The 17,124-nt window shown below is 30.4% G+C and carries 12 protein-coding genes; 6 read left to right on the top strand and 6 right to left on the bottom strand.

Annotated elements, in window-relative coordinates; translation table 11 throughout:
• Nucleotides 1-153 precede the first annotated feature (153 nt).
• Together WAF17_RS09655 and WAF17_RS09650 are read right to left on the bottom strand one after the other, a co-directional pair.
• Nucleotides 154-2,001 carry a TlpA disulfide reductase family protein gene (locus tag WAF17_RS09655; RefSeq protein ID WP_338769344.1) on the bottom strand — a complete coding sequence of 616 codons (1,848 nt, stop codon included), beginning with the start codon at nt 1,999-2,001 and terminating at the stop codon, nt 154-156.
• A gap of 38 nt (nt 2,002-2,039) precedes the next feature.
• The gene (locus WAF17_RS09650; RefSeq protein ID WP_338769342.1) at nt 2,040-3,875 is read right to left on the bottom strand and encodes a TlpA disulfide reductase family protein; all 1,836 of its coding nucleotides are present in this window, start codon (nt 3,873-3,875) and stop codon (nt 2,040-2,042) included.
• Between the two features lie 184 nt (nt 3,876-4,059).
• Here WAF17_RS09650 and WAF17_RS09645 point away from each other — a divergent pair, with 184 nt between their 5' ends.
• Complete coding sequence (locus WAF17_RS09645) at nt 4,060-4,233, top strand: hypothetical protein (RefSeq protein WP_338769339.1); 174 nt, start codon at nt 4,060-4,062, stop codon at nt 4,231-4,233.
• A 297-nt stretch (nt 4,234-4,530) separates the two neighbouring features.
• Here the strand turns inward: WAF17_RS09645 and WAF17_RS09640 are convergent, their stop codons facing one another.
• The 4 genes from WAF17_RS09640 to WAF17_RS09625 form a co-directional block, all read right to left on the bottom strand.
• Entirely contained in the window at nt 4,531-6,372 is a 1,842-nt protein-coding gene (locus tag WAF17_RS09640; protein ID WP_338769337.1) for a redoxin domain-containing protein, read from the bottom strand.
• Between the two features lie 67 nt (nt 6,373-6,439).
• Nucleotides 6,440-6,625: a hypothetical protein gene (locus WAF17_RS09635; protein WP_338769335.1), complete on the bottom strand. Its 186-nt coding sequence runs from the start codon at nt 6,623-6,625 to the stop codon at nt 6,440-6,442.
• Nucleotides 6,626-6,936: 311 nt separating this feature from the next.
• Complete coding sequence (locus tag WAF17_RS09630; protein WP_338769332.1) at nt 6,937-8,787, bottom strand: TlpA disulfide reductase family protein; 1,851 nt, start codon at nt 8,785-8,787, stop codon at nt 6,937-6,939.
• An 82-nt stretch (nt 8,788-8,869) separates the two neighbouring features.
• A complete protein-coding gene (locus tag WAF17_RS09625) occupies nt 8,870-9,106 on the bottom strand; it encodes a hypothetical protein (RefSeq protein WP_338769330.1) in 237 nt (78 codons plus the stop codon).
• A 369-nt stretch (nt 9,107-9,475) separates the two neighbouring features.
• Between WAF17_RS09625 and WAF17_RS09620 the strand changes: the two genes are divergently transcribed.
• From WAF17_RS09620 to WAF17_RS09600, 5 genes are all read left to right on the top strand, one after another.
• Nucleotides 9,476-11,692, top strand: a complete 2,217-nt coding sequence (locus tag WAF17_RS09620; RefSeq protein WP_338769328.1) for a peptidase domain-containing ABC transporter — start codon at nt 9,476-9,478, stop codon at nt 11,690-11,692.
• A 70-nt stretch (nt 11,693-11,762) separates the two neighbouring features.
• A complete protein-coding gene (locus WAF17_RS09615; RefSeq protein WP_338769326.1) occupies nt 11,763-12,284 on the top strand; it encodes an META domain-containing protein in 522 nt (173 codons plus the stop codon).
• 77 nt (nt 12,285-12,361) lie between these two features.
• Entirely contained in the window at nt 12,362-14,485 is a 2,124-nt protein-coding gene (locus WAF17_RS09610; protein WP_338769324.1) for an OmpA family protein, read from the top strand.
• Between the two features lie 9 nt (nt 14,486-14,494).
• Nucleotides 14,495-15,184 (top strand): hypothetical protein, encoded by a 690-nt coding sequence (locus tag WAF17_RS09605; protein WP_338769322.1) that lies wholly within the window; start codon nt 14,495-14,497, stop codon nt 15,182-15,184.
• A gap of 67 nt (nt 15,185-15,251) precedes the next feature.
• Nucleotides 15,252-16,157 (top strand): hypothetical protein, encoded by a 906-nt coding sequence (locus tag WAF17_RS09600; RefSeq protein ID WP_338769320.1) that lies wholly within the window; start codon nt 15,252-15,254, stop codon nt 16,155-16,157.
• Nucleotides 16,158-17,124 lie beyond the last annotated feature (967 nt).

Genomic DNA, 17,124 nt, shown 5'->3' with positions numbered 1-17,124 from the left:
ATTATTTTTAACTAATTGATAATTATAGTTTTATAAAATATTAAAGTTTTATTTTTTGTATAATAGTTAGTCTTGCTTTGCTAGTAATACACAAGGTATAATCTAAGAAGTAAAATAAAATAGCTAAAATTTAACATTTAGATAGCACGAGTTTTACTTTTTAAGCTCCTCCAAAACTACCTGTTTTAGTTTATCAATATTTCCACTAAAACCAAATTCTTGATGTACAATTTCACCTTTTTTATTGATGATTACAGTTGTTGGGAGTGAACCTATATCATAACTTTTAGATAATTCTTTTGCATTTGGTAAGACAGAAAAGCCAAACATTTCCTTTTGTTGCTCTGCAAAACGAGTTACTTCATTAGGTGTATTTGTAGTAGCAGCCAAAAAGGTAATATCTTGCATTTTTGTTTCTCTCCAAAACTCGTTTAATAACGGAATTTCTGCTATACAAGGAGAACAGTAGTTTGCCCAAAAATTCATAACTACTACTTGTCCTTTCAAATCTGAAAGGTTTATTTCATTATTATTCATATCTTTCATAGAAAAATTAGAAGCCAATTGTTTCGGTTCTTTGGTTTTGTTTTCTACTCTCTCTTTTAAATCTTGAACATAGCTTTCAAAGTTTTTTTCTTGCTCTGTTTCATTAAAAAGAACCTTCATTGAATCCAAAACACTTTCTTCTTCTGTTTCTCTATAAAGAGTTTCATAGGTTTTTAAGGCTTCATCGTCTTGATTTAGCTGTTTTTGTAGAAAAACTTTCCTTTCTAATTGAGTTCTGTAGAAATAGACTAAAAATTTCTCATTTTTCCTTGCTTTTGAAAAATATAAAGCACTATCAACATGTGAAAGAGCAGATTCAAATTCTTTAAATTTTGTTTCTACGTAGCTCAACCAGTAATAACTAAATGCTACAGAGGTATTAATATCTTTACCAAAAAGATGTTTTCTTTCTTTTTTATACAATGGCGCATCGTGTAACCATTTTCCTTTTTTTGCCTCTTGTAAAAGAAAAGTTGCCCATTTTTTTGCGCTCACATAATCTTTTTGATTAAGATATGCCCCTATATTTGCACTTATCCAATACTCTGATGTAGAATCCATATATTTGAAGTTATAATTATTATTTGCTATAATATCTTCATCTTTATAATAACCCTTTATTATCCACTTGTTGTTAGAGTATTCTCCATGCATGTCTCCTCTTCCAAGAGGAGAGCGAGGATGATATTTTCCTACTGTTTGTCTGAATGACTCCATAAAAAAATCGTCATTTTTATCATTGTGTAAACTGTAGCTATAGTTGTAAATTGAAAATGCTCTATTTAAGAAATTAGAATTAGGATAGTCGCTTAACAATCTATACAAAAGCTCTTTAGATTTATCAAACTGTTGATTATGAGCATATAACATTGATAAAGCAGCCAAATCATCTGCCTTCTTATTATCTGCGTTCTTCTGTACCTTTCTTAATGCTTCTTTAACTTCCTTTTTGAAGAGCGTATCACTTACTCTTCCAAGAGAATAGCCTTCTGCTAGATAATAAGCATAATTGGCATATGCCATCATGTTATCTGAATAATTGCTTAGTTCTTTTTGTAAATTCTCTTTATTCACATATGATGTGTACGCATTCTGATATGCATTTCTAGCTATTTTTCCATCTTTATTGTGTACTCTTCTGATGTAAGTAGTAGCACTTCTATCGTTCATACTATAAAAATAACCCATAAGTAAAGCTGCATCTTTAGGGACAGTAAATTTTGCTTTTCCATCTATAATAGGAACATACCCTTTAATGTAGCTCATATCTTGTCTGAATACATCGACATGAAAAAATAAAGAATCTGAATCTATGTGTATGCTATCCTTTATTGCGTAAACTGTTACCTCTTCATTTTCATGAATTATTTGAGGAAGAATGTTATCAGTTTCTTTAGCATTGCCAAATGATAGAATACCGATTTTTAAAAATAAAACGAGACTTATTAATTTCATGTTTTTTTCGATGTGTGATTTGTAAGAAAAGTTGTATTCTATTTCTCTAACTCCTCCAAAACTATCTGTTTCAATTTATCTATATTTCCACTAAAGCCACTTTCTCTATGTACAATTTCTCCTTCTTTATTTATTACAATAGTAGTAGGAACAAGATTTACATCATAAACGTCAGCTAATTCTTTTGCATTTGGAAGAATTGAAAAACTAAACATCTCTTTCTGCCTTTGTGCAAAACGTGTTACTTCAAGTGGTGTATTTTTGGTAACAGCTAAGAAAATAATGTCTTTTGTCTGTGTTTCTCTCCATATTTTATTCAAAAATGGAATTTCCTTTGCACACGGGAGACAATAGTTTGCCCAAAAATTAAGCACTACTACTCGTCCTTTCCACTCCGATAATTTGATTTCATAACCACTCATATCTTTGATAGAAAAACCAGCAGCCAGTTTTTTTGGTTCTGCGTTTTCATTTTCTACTCTTTCTTTTAGGTTTTTTGCATAGCTTTCAAAGCCTTTTTCTTGCTCTGTTTCTTTGAAAAGAATTTTTATAGAATCCAAAACTCTGTCGTCTTTGGTTTCTTGATAGAGGGTATCATAGATTTTCAGAGCTTCAGAATGATTGTTGATTTTTTTTTGTATGCTTGCCTTAGTTGTAAGTAAATAATTGATAGAGTTATTGCTGTATTTATTTACAGTATCTCTTCTAAAATAGAAAATACTCATATCTATAACTTGTATTGCTCTTTGATAATTTTCTTTAGCTATTTCTATATCTGACATAAGAGCATAGGCATCTGCGATAAATCCATTCCTCTGTTTATACCCCATTTTCTTCATATCCTGTTTAGTAAGCATAGGGTTTTTATGTCTTCCATAGTTGTTCTTAGCTTTTTCTAATAATTTTTTTGCTAAAAAAATAGCTGAATCATATTCTTTTAAATGTACATATGCATTTACACTTGGACTAATAAAGTCTATTCTACTAGAGTCTATATTATTCATCCAATAAATATTATTATGTATTATATCCCTATCTTTATAATCTTTTGAAACGAAATCATAGTAACCTTGAGAATATTTCATACCTGTAGAAGAATGAGGATATTTATCTGATATTTGTTTCATCAATGAATCAAAAAAGAGTTCTTCGCTATTTTTTACTTCTCCAAATTCAAAAGTATAGGTATAATCTCCTATTGATTGACTCAAGAAGTTACTATTAGGGTATTTGTTTAAAAGGTCTAAAATATGACTCTGAGAGTTTCTATACTCTTTCGCACGAGCATATAATCTAGCCATTGCTGAAATATGTGATATTTTTTCTGAATTAAACTTAGATTTAGCACTATCTAAATAAATCAATACTTTTGTATTATACAATGTATCATTAATTTTTCCTTTGTAGTATTCCGATGCTAAATAAGAAATATGATTTGCATATGCTGTAATATTGTTAGGATAATTTCTCAATTCACTTTCTAATCTATCTTCTGTAGTATGAAGTTGATATGAATTCAAGGCAGGTTTTCCTTTGCTATTATGAATTATGCGTTCATACACAACTGTATCTGTATCTTCTAAACTGTAAAAATACCCAAAAAAATAGGCTGCGTCAGAAGGAATCCTAACCTTACCTACCCCATTGTTTATCTTTACGAACCCTTTTTTTACACTTAAATCTTCTAAAAAAAAGTCTACATGGAAAAATAATGAGTCAGTATCTATACTTATACTATCTTTCACTACATAGATGTTAATTTCTGTATTTTGGTATATTAAATTAGGAAGAGTGCTACTTCCTTCATCTGTAATTTCCTTTACATTGCAACCTATTAAGATAAAGATTATAGATATTAAAAAAAATTTTTCCATAAGTATATTATTTTTTGCAACAAGTTAGGTCATTCTTCATTTTTGTTGTTCCAAAAAATAATAGAATAACCTAAGTAGAAAACATCTATTTGGAGTAACAACTGTGGCATCCAGCACTTTTGTTTCTATTGCATACTCGGTTAGCCTCTTCTAATGAACTATATCCACATATCACATTTGTATTATGCCCATCTCCATAGTTACAGCAAATGTTCCAATCACCACCAGTCCCATCATCAAAACAAAAACTCTGATAGAAACTTTCACACCCACCACCGTTAATACTATCTGCTTCTTTCCTAGAAACAGCAAACTTACCAAATTTTTTCTTCAACGAGTTCATGAAAATACGATTTAAATATTGTAATAAAAATTGATTATCAAAATTTGCTCTTAAGGAGTTTCTAGAATGACTACTTGAGTAAGTTTTGTAGCGCAAATGTAATAAAATGGGGGGGGGTAATTCCTAATCGAAATCTATATTATTTTTGAACTTATTTTTAAGTGTTTGATAATCAGTTATTTGCGTTTAAAAATAATTGTATCTTATAAAGAATAGTTATACTTAACAAACCTTAAGTATATTGTTTTATGAGTTGAATAATCTGTATTTAATTAGATTTTAAGGATTTCACCTTTGTTAGAATCTATCATCTTACTTAGACAATTCTTCCAAAACTACCTGTTTCAATTTATCTATATTTCCACTAAAGCCACTTTCTCTATGTACAATTTCTCCTTTTTTGTTGATGACAATCGTAGTAGGAACAAGGTTTACATCATATACATCAGCTAATTCTTTTGCATTTGGAAGAATTGAAAAACTAAACATCTCTTTCTGCCTTTGTGCAAAACGTGTTACTTCAAGTGGTGTATTTTTGGTAACAGAAAGAAAAATAATCTCATCGGTTTGCGTTTCTCTCCATATTTTGTTTAGATATGGAATTTCCCTTGCACACGGGAGACAATAGTTTGCCCAAAAGTTAAGCACTACTACACGTCCTTTCCACTCAGAAAGTTTTATTTCATAACCACTCATATCTTTGATAGAAAAATCAGTAGCTAGTTTCTTTGGTTCTGTATTTTCATTTTCTACTCTTTCTTTTAGGTTTTTTGCATAGCTTTCAAAGCCTTTTTCTTGTTCTTTTTCTTTGAAAAGAATTTTTATAGAATCCAAAACTCTGTCGTCTTTGGTTTCTTGATAGAGGGTTTCATAAGTTTGGAGAGCTTGATTGGGTTGGTTTATTTCTTTTTGTATAGATGCTTTTAGATTTAGTGCTTTTGTGATAGGGTTATTAATAAATCTATTTTGTCTATCTGTTTGATATGCTAAATAAGCACTATCTAAATATTTTATAGCTTGATGATAATCTTTTTCTGCTTGACTTACTTCTGCTAGAGATTGATATGCAAATCCTATCATACTGCCTTCATTTGCTCCCATCATTTTATCTTTCGCTGGTGTAGGATTCAGAATTCTCCATCGTCCTGACTTTGCATTTTTTAATTTTTCGATACTTAGTTTTTTAGCCTTTTCTATATTTTTAGAATTCAAATGAATATTTACGAGTTTCCTTCTTAGTATAATAAAGGTAGAGTCTATATTATTAATATAATATTGAGCATTAATAGCAATATCCTTTTTTGAATAATTTTTTTGTCTAAAAATACTATTATCGACTCCGACTGGACTATATGGAATTTTATTAGCTATATACTTATCCAAAGAATCTACGAAATTTATTGTTCTATCTGGATATTCTCTATACATCTTGCTCCAAACTCTATATGAGGAGTAAGCCTCTTTTAAGAAATACGAATGTGAATGTTTTTTTGTCATTTCTAACAATAAATTTTCTGCTTCTTTATATCTTCTTGCATGGTTGTTCAAAACAACTAAAGCATATAAATCTGATGCTTTCTCTACATTAACTTTGTTTTCTATTATTCCAAGATATTTTTGAGCTTCTATCTGAACTACTGAATCACTTACTCTACCAAAATAAACTTCATCTTGTAACTCTTGAACATATTTAGCATATATAGCTAAGTTATTAGGATAATTTGCTAGTTCCTTGTTCATCATTTCCATATTAGTATGAATTTGATAAGCATTAATTACTTCCTTATTACTTTTTTTATCATAAATCATTCGCTCAAAACTTTTCTCTTCCATATCTTGAGAAGTATAAAAATTACCTGATAAGAAAGCGGCTCCTTTAGGTATAAAAAGTTTCCCTTTACCTTGTTCTAATTTTATGTACCCTTTTTTTTGACTTAAATCTTGCATTATAATATAAACTCTAAAGTAAATGGTTTCCTCATCATAGTTAAATTTTGTGCTATCTTTTATAGCATTTATTATGATTTCATCTTCTTCATAAATGACCAGTGGCAAAACGGAAGTCAATGAGTTTTTTTGTACAACAGAGCTAGTTTCTTTGCAAGACAATAGAAATAAAGCAAGAGTTGCTAATAAGTAGAGTATTTTTTTCATTCTTTTAAAACGTTATAAGAAATATTGAAAAAGCACAAAACATCTTTGTTTTGTGCTATAAAGTTACTTAGTTTGAGCAACCATCTATTGAACCTTCTTCAGCGAATGAAAGTAAAGTCGTTACTTGAATAATATCAGGCAGGTGTATCTCTCCTCCATCTGCAAGCCAACAAGTCCAAGTCCCACCTTTTACCTTAGCCATTTTTTCAGTAGAAACAGCAAACTTACCAAATTTTTTCTTTAACGAGTTCATAAAATACGATTTAAATATTGTAATAAAAATTGATTATCAAAATTTGCTCTTAAGGAGTTTCTAGAATGACTACTTGAGTAAGTTTTGTAGCGCAAATGTAATAAAATGGGGGGGGGTAATTCCTAATCGAAATCTATATTATTTTTGAATTTATTTTGAAGTATTTGATAATCAGTTATTTACGTTTAAAAATAATTGTATCTTATAAAGAATAGTTATACTTAACAAACCTTAAGTATATTGTTTTATGAGTTGAATAATCTGTATTTAATTAGATTTTAAGGATTTCACCTTTGTTAGAATCTATCATCTTACTTAGACAATTCTTCCAAAACTACCTGTTTCAATTTATCTATATTTCCACTAAAGCCACTTTCTCTATGTACAATTTCTCCTTTTTTGTTGATGACAATCGTAGTAGGAACAAGGTTTACATCATAAACGTCAGCTAATTCTTTTGCATTTGGAAGAATAGCAAAACTAAACATTTCTTTTTGTCGCTGTGCAAAACGTGTTACTTCAAGTGGTGTATTTTTGGTAACAGCTAAGAAGATAATCTCATCGGTTTGGGTTTCTCTCCATATTTTATTCAAAAATGGAATTTCCTTTGCACACGGGAGACAATAGTTTGCCCAAAAATTAAGCACTACTACTCGTCCTTTCCACTCCGATAATTTTATTTCATAACCACTCATATCTTTGATAGAAAAATCAGCAGCCAGTTTTTTTGGTTCTGTATTTTGATTTTCTACTCTCTCTTTTAGATTCTTAGCATAGTTTTCAAAGCCTTTTTCTTGCTCCGTTTCTTTGAAGAGGACTTTTATAGAATCCAAAACTCTGTCGTCTTTGGTTTCTTGATAGAGGGTTTCGTAGGTTTTTAGGGCTTGGTTATATGACCCTTCATTTTTTTGAATAGTAGATTTCTTGTTGAGAATATTATTAATATGAAATAATCTAAAACTAGCAGTTTCTTTTTTATAAGAATCATATGCACTATCCATGTAGTTAAGAACAGCATCTGTATTTCCTTCTTTTTGCTCTATTTGAGCAAATAATAGATAAGCATTTCCTAAATAAGTAGTTTTATGAAGTCTATTTTTCTGAGATTGTCTTGACGATGGAGCTAAATGAATAAATTGGTTATTTTGAACTGCTTGTAGATAGTCTTTGGCATTTTGCTTTGCTTCTTCTATATTACCCAACTCGGTATTTATTCTAGCTCTATTTTCGTTTAGGTAAATATTTTCTGGCTTAAACTGTGAGTACAATTCAATATTTTTTAGAATATTTTCTTTAGAAAATTTTTTAAGGTTTCTGTTTGTTTGATTTCCGTCTTCCGTAGTCATTACTGCAAAAGGAGAATTGGGATACTTTTTAGCTACTTGATTTTTGATAGAATCTGTAAACTTGCCATAATCCTGTTCCCCTTCTCTAAATACCTGTTCTGCCCACATGTAATCATGTACTGCTCCTGCAAATTCATACGAATTTGGGTATTTATTAAACATCTCTAATATAATCTTTCTTGAATGTTCAAAATCTTTAGAAAAAGCATAAAGTCCTACTAAACTCTGCAAATCACTTGCTTTTTCTACATTTGCCTTTTGTTTTACAATGGACAAATATTCGTTTGCTTTCTCTACTAAAGCAGTATCACTTATCATTCCTAAATAAAGATTTTCTCCCATTCCTATTATTGTTTGTGAATAAGCTAAGAGATTATCAGGATTACTTTCTAATTCTTTTGATAGAAAAGAGGTATCAGTTCGTTGATATAAAAAGGCATTTTTGACTATTTTTTGACTATTTTTACTTCTTATCTCTTGTATATACTCTGTGTAATCTGCATCATTAGCTGTATAAAAGTAACCTTGTAGATAAGCTGCTCCTTTAGGGATAACTATTTTTCCAATTCCATTTGTCATACGAATAACTTCTTCTCTATATTCTACAGCATTCTGCATACTAATATAAAGATGAAAAAATAGACTATCCTCGTTAATATCCATATTTATTAATGAATCAATAGCTAAAATAGTAATTTCTTCTCCTTCGTATATTTCCTTAGGTAATATAGTCGTTTGTAAATTTGTTTTCTGTTCATTTGCTTCACAAGCATAACACGCAAACATAATTATTATAAATAATGTATTATATTTCATTTTAATTTTTTGTGTAGAAAAAAACAACCTAATAGAATAATGACTAAAAGGTTGAATATATAATATAAAATGACAAAGGGTTTTAACTACTACAAGTAGCTCCGTATTGTTCTCTTTCTTGACACCATCTTCCAGCTCGTTGCACACTAGAAGTAGTAAGTGTGTCCCCATTGTTAGCTGAACAATGATAGACAGTACCTCCCCATCCTCCACTACCACCATCATCCCAAGGATCAATATCTATAAAACCACCAGTAACATTATCTGCTTCTTTCCTAGAAACAGCAAACTTACCAAATTTTTTCTTTAACGAGTTCATAAAAATATGATTTAAAATTTATAATTAAAAATTGATTATCAAAATTTGCTCTTAAGGAGTTTCTAGAATACCTACTTGAGTAAGTTTGATAGCACAAATGTAATAAAATGGGGGGGGGTAATTCCTAATCGAAATCTATATTATTTTTGAATTTATTTTTAAGTATTTGATAATCAGGTTTTTATGATTAAAAATAATTGCATTATTAGAATACATATCTATATATTTAGATAAATTAGAGGGTTTAAAAATAAGTTGTTTAGAGTAAGTAAGATTATTTTTTAGATAAAACAAACGTTATTTTTCCCTATTTCAAATTTTTACATTACTTTTGCTGCAAAATAAATTGTAGTACATAGAAAATATAAGATGGCAAAATTCCCTCATATCAAGCAGCGTGACCAAATGGATTGTGGTCCTACGTGTTTGAAAATGATTACAAAGTATTATGGAAAGAGTTTTTCATTGCCTTTTCTTAGAGAAAACTCGTACATAGGCAAACAAGGAGTTTCTCTGTTGGGAATTGCTACAGCAGCCGAAAATATTGGACTTCGCACCCTTGCCGTTCAGATAGATATTGAGAGTTTGATAGAAGAAAAACCTGTTCCTTTTATAGCGCATTGGAATCAAAATCATTTTGTGGTGGTCTATAAAATCACAAATAAAAAAGTTTTTGTAGCCGACCCAGCTTCACAGCTTTTGCAGTACACACACAAAGAGTTTAAAAAAGCGTGGATTCAAGCTGGTGGAGCAGAAAAAGAAGAGCAAGTACAGGGAGAAGAAACAGGGATTGCGCTTTTAATAGAAACAACCCCTGATTTTGATACTCAAGAGGATGTAGAGGAAAGCAAAGCTTCTTTTGGTTATTTATTGAATTATTTAAAGCCTTACAAAGCAATTATCTTTCAACTGTTTTTAGGACTTTTAGGTGCTACTTTACTTTCACTATTTTTGCCTTTACTTACCCAAGCTCTCGTCGATACAGGTATTCAGCAAAAAAATCTCTCTTTTGTTTATGTTGTTTTGGTAGCTCAACTACTATTTTTTCTATCCAAAAACTTTATTAATCTTATCCGAAGTTGGATTCTATTGCAACTATCTGTTCGCTTGAATATACAGATTGTATCTGATTTTTTGGCTAAAATGATTCGTTTGCCTTTGCCCTTTTTCGAATCAAAAAACTTAGGAGATATTCTGCAACGAATGCAAGATAATCAACGAATTGAGCAGTTTTTGAGTGGGACTTTATTAGATTTTATCTTTTCTTTAGCGAGTTTGTTTTCAGTTGGCATATTAGTAATTATTTATAGTCCTGTTATATTCTTACTTTTTTTGGCAGGAAGTGCTTTATATATTACTTGGATTTTGCTTTTTTTGAAAAAAAGAAAAGTCTTGGACAACAAACGTTTTGCGCTTTCCTCTTCTACACAAAGTAACGAGGTAGAACTTGTACAAGGAATGGCAGAAATTAAATTCAATAATTTTGAGAAAGAGAAGCGTTGGGAATGGGAACGTTTGCAGGTAAAGAGAGCCAAACTGTCGGTGCAAAGTTTGCGTCTTAGTCAATTTCAACAATATGGAGGAGGTTTTATCAACGAACTCAAAAATATAATCATTACTTTTTGGGCTGCTTATGAAGTCATCCAAGGAAGTATGACATTAGGAATGATGATGGCAGTACAGCAAGTTTTGGGACAAATGGAAGTTCCTTTGCTTCAATCCGTTAATTTTGTTCAGCAAGGACAAGATGCAAAATTGAGTTTGGAACGTTTGGCAGAAATTCACGAACAAAAAGATGAAGATTCAGAAGATTTTCTTATTAAAGAGCTTCCAGAAGGCGAAAACTCAAAAGATATTTATCTCAAAAACGTAACATTCAGATACGGAACGCCACACAGCCAACCAGCCATAGACGATTTGACATTACATATTCCAGCAGGAAAAACAACAGCTATCGTAGGAGAAAGTGGAAGTGGAAAAACAACACTCTTAAAACTTTTACTAAAATACTATATTCCTCAGAGTGGACAAATTACAGTTGGTTCGCTTCCTCTGACTGCGCTTAGTAGTTCGGTTTGGCGTGCTACTATTGGTTCGGTTATGCAAGAAGGTTTTATTTTTTCGGAAAGTATAGCCAAAAATATTGCCTTAGGAGATGAACGTCCGACACAAAATAATCTTATAAAAGCTACGCAGACAGCTAATATTTATGAGCATATCCAAACATTGCCTTTAGGTTTTCATACCAAAATAGGACAATCAGGCGAAGGTGTAAGTCAAGGACAAAAACAGCGTTTACTGATTGCTCGTGCTGTTTATAAAAATCCCGATTATTTATTTTTCGATGAAGCTACTTCTGCTCTTGATGCTAAAAATGAAAAAGTAATTTCAGAAAACCTGCAACGTTTTGGAGAGTCTAAAACTCAAATTATTATAGCACACAGACTTAGTACAGTAAAAAATGCAGACCAAATTATTTTCTTAGAAAAAGGGAAAATAAAAGAAATCGGAACACACGAAGAGTTAGTAGAAAAACGAGGAATGTATTTTAATCTTGTCAAAAATCAATTAGAATTAGCAGGGTAAAACATTATTCAGAACAAGCTGGTTTAGAGAGAAGAATATTATTATTTTTCATTCAAAATTAAATTAAATAATGCGCATCAAATCCATTTTTTTATCTGTTACTTTTATTGTTTTTCTTCTTTTCTCAAGCTCTCTTTTATTTTCAAGCTGTAAGAGCAACAAAAAGACATCAAATCTTGCTGAAAACGAAAAACTTGCTAGAGTTTGGATGCTGACAGATATGAACGTAAACGAAGGAAGTAATTTTTCAAAAGCTGACTTTACAAAAGCAGGAGCAAAACTAGACCTTACCAAACTAAGAGAAATTACAACAGACTTAGAAGGTAAAAGACTTGCACAAGGAAGTGCTTTTATGGGTTGTAACAATATATTTTTTGCTGTTTCTACAAATGAAAAAACAAATTTGAGTAATAATATAATGTTTTCTCAAATAGGAATGACTAGAAAAGCTTGTCAAGAAAATATGGAGTTAGAAGCTAGTTTTGGAAAAAATCTTGCTGATATGATAACTTATAAACTAGAGGGACACTTTTTGACACTTTCTTCAGAAGATGGAAAAAGAATGAAATTTGTGGCTCAAGATTGGGACTAGACAAATAGCAAAAAGGAAATAATTTTTAACGTTTTTATTTCTATTCTCTATTTCTATTCTTTGTCTATATTTGTGCTATGCAATCAATACTTTACTTTTTGAATAATTATTTAGCTGATTTTTTTTCTTTTTTAAGAAAAGTCAGTTTTTCTTTGTTCTTCTTTTTTTTCGGAATTCTTTTTTTATCTTCTTTAGCAAAGGCACAAGACGACACAAATGTTCTTTGGGCGAACGAAGTAATTGATTTTTCTTCTGAATATTTTGATGAAAATAATCCTACACAACACACAGCAAAACAGATTTTAGGTAAGCCAAATGTATTACCTGCTGTTTGGCAAAGTCCGTGTGCTTGGTCTCCTGCTCGTCCAGAAGCTCGTCAAGATGAGTGGATAAAAGTAGGTTTTGAAAAAGCTATTTTTGTAAAGCAAGTAGCTGTTGCAGAAAGTTTTGGCGCAGGTGCTGTTTCAGCAATTATTCTCTATGATTTGGAAGATAAAGCGCATTTAATTTATAAAAACCAACGTACAGAACCTTCCTCCACGCAAGGTAGAATGCTCAATGTTTTTCTAAAAAAGAAAACAAATTATAGAGTAAAGGCTGTAAAAATAAAACTCAATACAATTGATGTTGGAGGGTGGAATAATATAGATGCTATCGGAATTTCGGAAAATGATACTTTTATAAAAGCAGAAATAAATATCACAAAGGATATTCCTTTCAATGAAACTCAACGCCTTCCACAAACAGTAAACTCGCCATATAGTGAAATATTACCTGTTATTTCTCCTGATGGCAAAACACTTTTTTTTGATAGAAAAGACCACCCCAAAAATATGCCTTCTATTTCAGCAGGAAAAGAAAATGATGATGTTTGGTTTTCTCGCCATATTTCAGATACAGTTTGGAGTGAAGCACAACGATTAGATGAACCAGTAAATAATAATCAGCATAATTATGTTTGTTCGGTTACGCCTGACGGAAATGTTATTTTACTTGCCAATGCGTATTTACCTTCTGGTAAGATGGAACAAGGAGCTTCTATTTCTTATAAAACGATTGATGGTTCGTGGTCATTTCCAGAGCCATTAAAAATAAAAGACTTTTATAATACAGATAAATATGCAGAAATCTGCCTTTCTCCTAACCGAAAAGTCTTGATTATGGCAATTCGTAGGGAGGATACTTTCGGTTCTAGGGATTTGTATGTTAGTTTTTTACAAAGAAATAATTCGTGGTCTGTTCCCAAAAATATGGGTGCGATGCTCAATTCAGCAGCTTCTGAAATTACACCTACTCTTTCATCAGATAATAAAACGCTTTATTTTGCTTCTGATGGGCGTAGTGGTTATGGAAGTTTTGATATGTATGTTAGTCGTAGGTTAGATGATACGTGGACAAACTGGAGTGAGCCTATGAACTTAGGAAATGTACTTAATTCGACAGGTTGGGATGCAGGTTATTCTATTGATGCAAGTGGAGAATATGCTTATTTTGCATCGTCTAAGCATTCAGATAAAAATACTGCTTCTGAATTAGATATTTATCGTGCAAAACTTCATGTAGAAGTGCGTCCAGATCCAATTTTGCTTATTTCAGGAACAGTTTATAATTCCAAAACGAAAGAACCTATTGGTGCAGAAATCTTCTATGAAATGTTACCATCAGGAGAAGAAGCAGGAACAGCACAAGCAGACCCACAAACAGGAAGTTATAAAATAGCATTACCACCAAATTCTAAGTATGGGTTTTTGGCAAAATCAAGAGGTTTTGTTTCGGTAAGTGAAAATATTGATGCGACAGGAAATGAAGTTTATAAGGAAATAAAACGAGATTTATACCTTACACCGATAGAAGTAGGTCAGAAAATTAGATTAAATAATGTCTTTTTCAAACGAGGAACAAATGAACTTCTGACAGAATCTTATCCAGAGCTTGACCGTTTGGTAATTTTTATGTTAGAAAATCCGACTATAAAAATAGAAGTAGAAGGACACACTGACCTTGAAGGAATACCGACAATGAATATGAAGCTTTCTGCGCTGCGTGTAAAGGTGATTCAAGAGTATTTGGTCAAACAAAGGATTGATAAAAAACGTATCGAAACTCGTCCGTACGGAAGTACAAATCCAATTACAAGAAAGCGAGATGAGGAAAGTAAAAAACTCAATCGTAGAGTAGAATTTAAGATTTTGAGTTATTAATAAATTAGTATGATTAAAGAAAAACTAACACAATATTTTACAGTTTGGTGGATTCCACTTTGTTTTTATATGATTCCACTTCTTATTGTCATTTTTACGCCTCATATCAAAAAAGATTGGATAATTGATTTATCACTGTCATTATTTTTTATAAACTTCCTTGGTACTATTTTATCAAGTTTAGTACACTTAGTAACAAAAAAGTGGATTCCAGCAGTATTTCAAATTATTGTATCTTTTTGTTTGCTCTTTTTTATTTCTATTTTATTCATACTTTCTCCTCCTGATAATTATGGTGTAGATAAAGAAATTCCTAAAGGAATAGAAATTTATGAGCCTATTACAGAAAAGTTAGTTGAAGAAGATTTAATTAAAAATAATTTAATTATTGGCTCTTATTTTCAACCTGGAATCTATACCTATTATACTGATTTTAAACCTAAGGAATTAGGCTATTTTTATATTAAGGCTTTTGAAATAACATCGAATGATAGGTTATCAGAAGAAAGAATAACTAGAAGCTCTAAAATATCAGTAGAAGATTTTACTAACCAAATTTATACTGGCGAATTTACAATTTACGAAGGTTCGTTTGGAGATAAGTACGCAGGACGTATTGAACTTTGGTTCAGCCCAAAAAATGGTAAAGAGTATAAAATAACTGAAAGGAATTATATTGTAGAAGGTTGGATGAGATAGAAATAAAATATGAGTTTTGAGTTATTAATTTTTCTATATTTTAAATAGTGTAAATAATTACTAAAAAATGAACGATTACATAAAATTCATAGACAGCAATTCGATAAAACTAGCAAAGATAGCTTTCGAAATGAAAGACTATAATTTTAGTGTTCTCAATTATCAAAAGGCAGTCAAAAAACTCAAGCAGTACAAAGGAATAAATAAATACCCTTTGCGTTTGATTGGTCTTTTGGAAGTAAAAATAGATGAAGCAAAAGAACTAAAAAGAAACCACCCTCAAACAAAGTCAAATTTAAAATATCAAGACTGGAATCTTTCAAAATCTTCATTCGTCAAAGGAAAACAATGTATAAAATATCTGTATTTAGATAAACATAAGAAAAAAGAACGTACTCCACATAGCAGAAAAACGTTAGCACTTTTCAAAAAAGGACATCAGTTTGAAGACCTTTTTAGAGAACAAAATTTTGAAGATGGCATCAATATAAAGGAAAATCTAGGTTTTAATTTTAGTTATTTTCCTTCTTATACAGATTTTTTACTTTCAACTAATGAGACAATAACTCTTTTTGAAGCTACTTTTATAGAGAGTGACGTTTTTGTAATGTGCGATGTAGTGGATAAAATAGGCGAAAACCTGTATAATTTTTATGAAATCAAATCTCATATTTATATGCAGGACGTAATTTGGAATGATTTGGCAATTCAGTATTTTATTTGCAAACAGAAGTTTGGAGAAAAAGCAATCAATACGTTTAATGTTGTTTTGAGAGATGAGAATAACGAAGGAAATGTAATTGATGTAAAAGATGAGTTGGAAGGAAGAATAGGAAATATGAACTCATTGATACAAAATTTCAAAAAGATTCTTAAAAGTGAAGAGCCAAAAGTAGAAATGGGAGAGCATTGTCTCTCGCCTTATAAGTGCGATTTTATGGCGTATTGTCAGAAATCAAAAACGATTTTTTAAATCTATTTACTACTTTTCTAACAAATAAATAATCCTTATATCTCCAGTGGAAGCTGAAAATGATAAGGATTATTTTTTATAAGATGCTTTCATAACGAATAAACAAATTTTAAATATAAAATAATAAATTAAAACTGACTTTGTTCGCTGTTTTTGTCCTAGTTTGTTCTAACTCAAACTATCAAAAGATACATAACTACTAAGTTCGATGAAAATTGATTTTTAGGTTAGAAAGGAGAAAATACAACTAGATAAATTTCATTTTATCTGACAAGTAAGCGAGAATGACGAATTATCGTGAAATAGATGGTATAAAAATAGATTTTACCTATTTACTGAATTTAATCAATTATACATTATCTGATTTCCTGTTGGCTTACTGACTTGTTAGTTGATATCCGAATTTAGAACAAGAGAAATACATCTCAAAGTAAAATTAACAAATGTGTTGAGCAAATCTGTATGGTTTTTTGAAGCTCTAAGGTAAAACATTAGTAAAGATACAAATAGAGTTATCACCAATTTTGATGAATGATAACTGGTTGAAATGTTTTTTGAAAATCAATGGCTTATCCTGTTATTAAATTTTACTTTAAAAATATGATAAAATAAGAATTACAAATTATTAAACGTCAAAATTAAAATTAATGTCATTGCTTTGATGCGAAAGGTTAAAAGCAAAGTATTTAGCTTTCATTACTCTCCAAAGGAAATAATAGTAAGACACTATTACATTATTATTTTGAATGCTTCATAAGAGTTTTGTTATCATTTCTACACGTTTTCTTATTCGTATATCAATAGAAACTGAAAATTATTTTTAAAAGGTTCTTGAAAGAACATGTAAGAAGTTTGTTAATCTGTCTTACAACTATATTCTACTTAGATTTTACCTAAGTCTTTTAATCATTAATTTTCAAACAAAACATCAAGTTATTCACTATTTTAGCACAGATAAACTTTTTCT

Origin of the sequence: Bernardetia sp. ABR2-2B, assembly GCF_037126435.1 — a bacterium.
Lineage (GTDB): Bacteria > Bacteroidota > Bacteroidia > Cytophagales > Bernardetiaceae > Bernardetia.
The sequence above is the reverse complement of the archived record's forward strand: the minus strand, read 5'-3'. Positions and strand labels throughout refer to the sequence as shown.

Excerpts from the sequence above, each read along its gene's own strand:
- WAF17_RS09605 (WP_338769322.1), top strand. The coding sequence starts at position 14,495 with ATGATTAAAGAAAAACTAACACAATATTTTACAGTTTGGTGGATTCCA.
- WAF17_RS09655 (WP_338769344.1), bottom strand. The coding sequence starts at position 2,001 with ATGAAATTAATAAGTCTCGTTTTATTTTTAAAAATCGGTATTCTATCA.
- WAF17_RS09620 (WP_338769328.1), top strand. The coding sequence starts at position 9,476 with ATGGCAAAATTCCCTCATATCAAGCAGCGTGACCAAATGGATTGTGGT.
- WAF17_RS09635 (WP_338769335.1), bottom strand. The coding sequence starts at position 6,625 with ATGAACTCGTTAAAGAAAAAATTTGGTAAGTTTGCTGTTTCTACTGAA.
- WAF17_RS09600 (WP_338769320.1), top strand. The coding sequence starts at position 15,252 with ATGAACGATTACATAAAATTCATAGACAGCAATTCGATAAAACTAGCA.
- WAF17_RS09630 (WP_338769332.1), bottom strand. The coding sequence starts at position 8,787 with ATGAAATATAATACATTATTTATAATAATTATGTTTGCGTGTTATGCT.
- WAF17_RS09650 (WP_338769342.1), bottom strand. The coding sequence starts at position 3,875 with ATGGAAAAATTTTTTTTAATATCTATAATCTTTATCTTAATAGGTTGC.
- WAF17_RS09625 (WP_338769330.1), bottom strand. The coding sequence starts at position 9,106 with ATGAACTCGTTAAAGAAAAAATTTGGTAAGTTTGCTGTTTCTAGGAAA.
- WAF17_RS09640 (WP_338769337.1), bottom strand. The coding sequence starts at position 6,372 with ATGAAAAAAATACTCTACTTATTAGCAACTCTTGCTTTATTTCTATTG.
- WAF17_RS09610 (WP_338769324.1), top strand. The coding sequence starts at position 12,362 with ATGCAATCAATACTTTACTTTTTGAATAATTATTTAGCTGATTTTTTT.
- WAF17_RS09615 (WP_338769326.1), top strand. The coding sequence starts at position 11,763 with ATGCGCATCAAATCCATTTTTTTATCTGTTACTTTTATTGTTTTTCTT.
- WAF17_RS09645 (WP_338769339.1), top strand. The coding sequence starts at position 4,060 with ATGCCCATCTCCATAGTTACAGCAAATGTTCCAATCACCACCAGTCCC.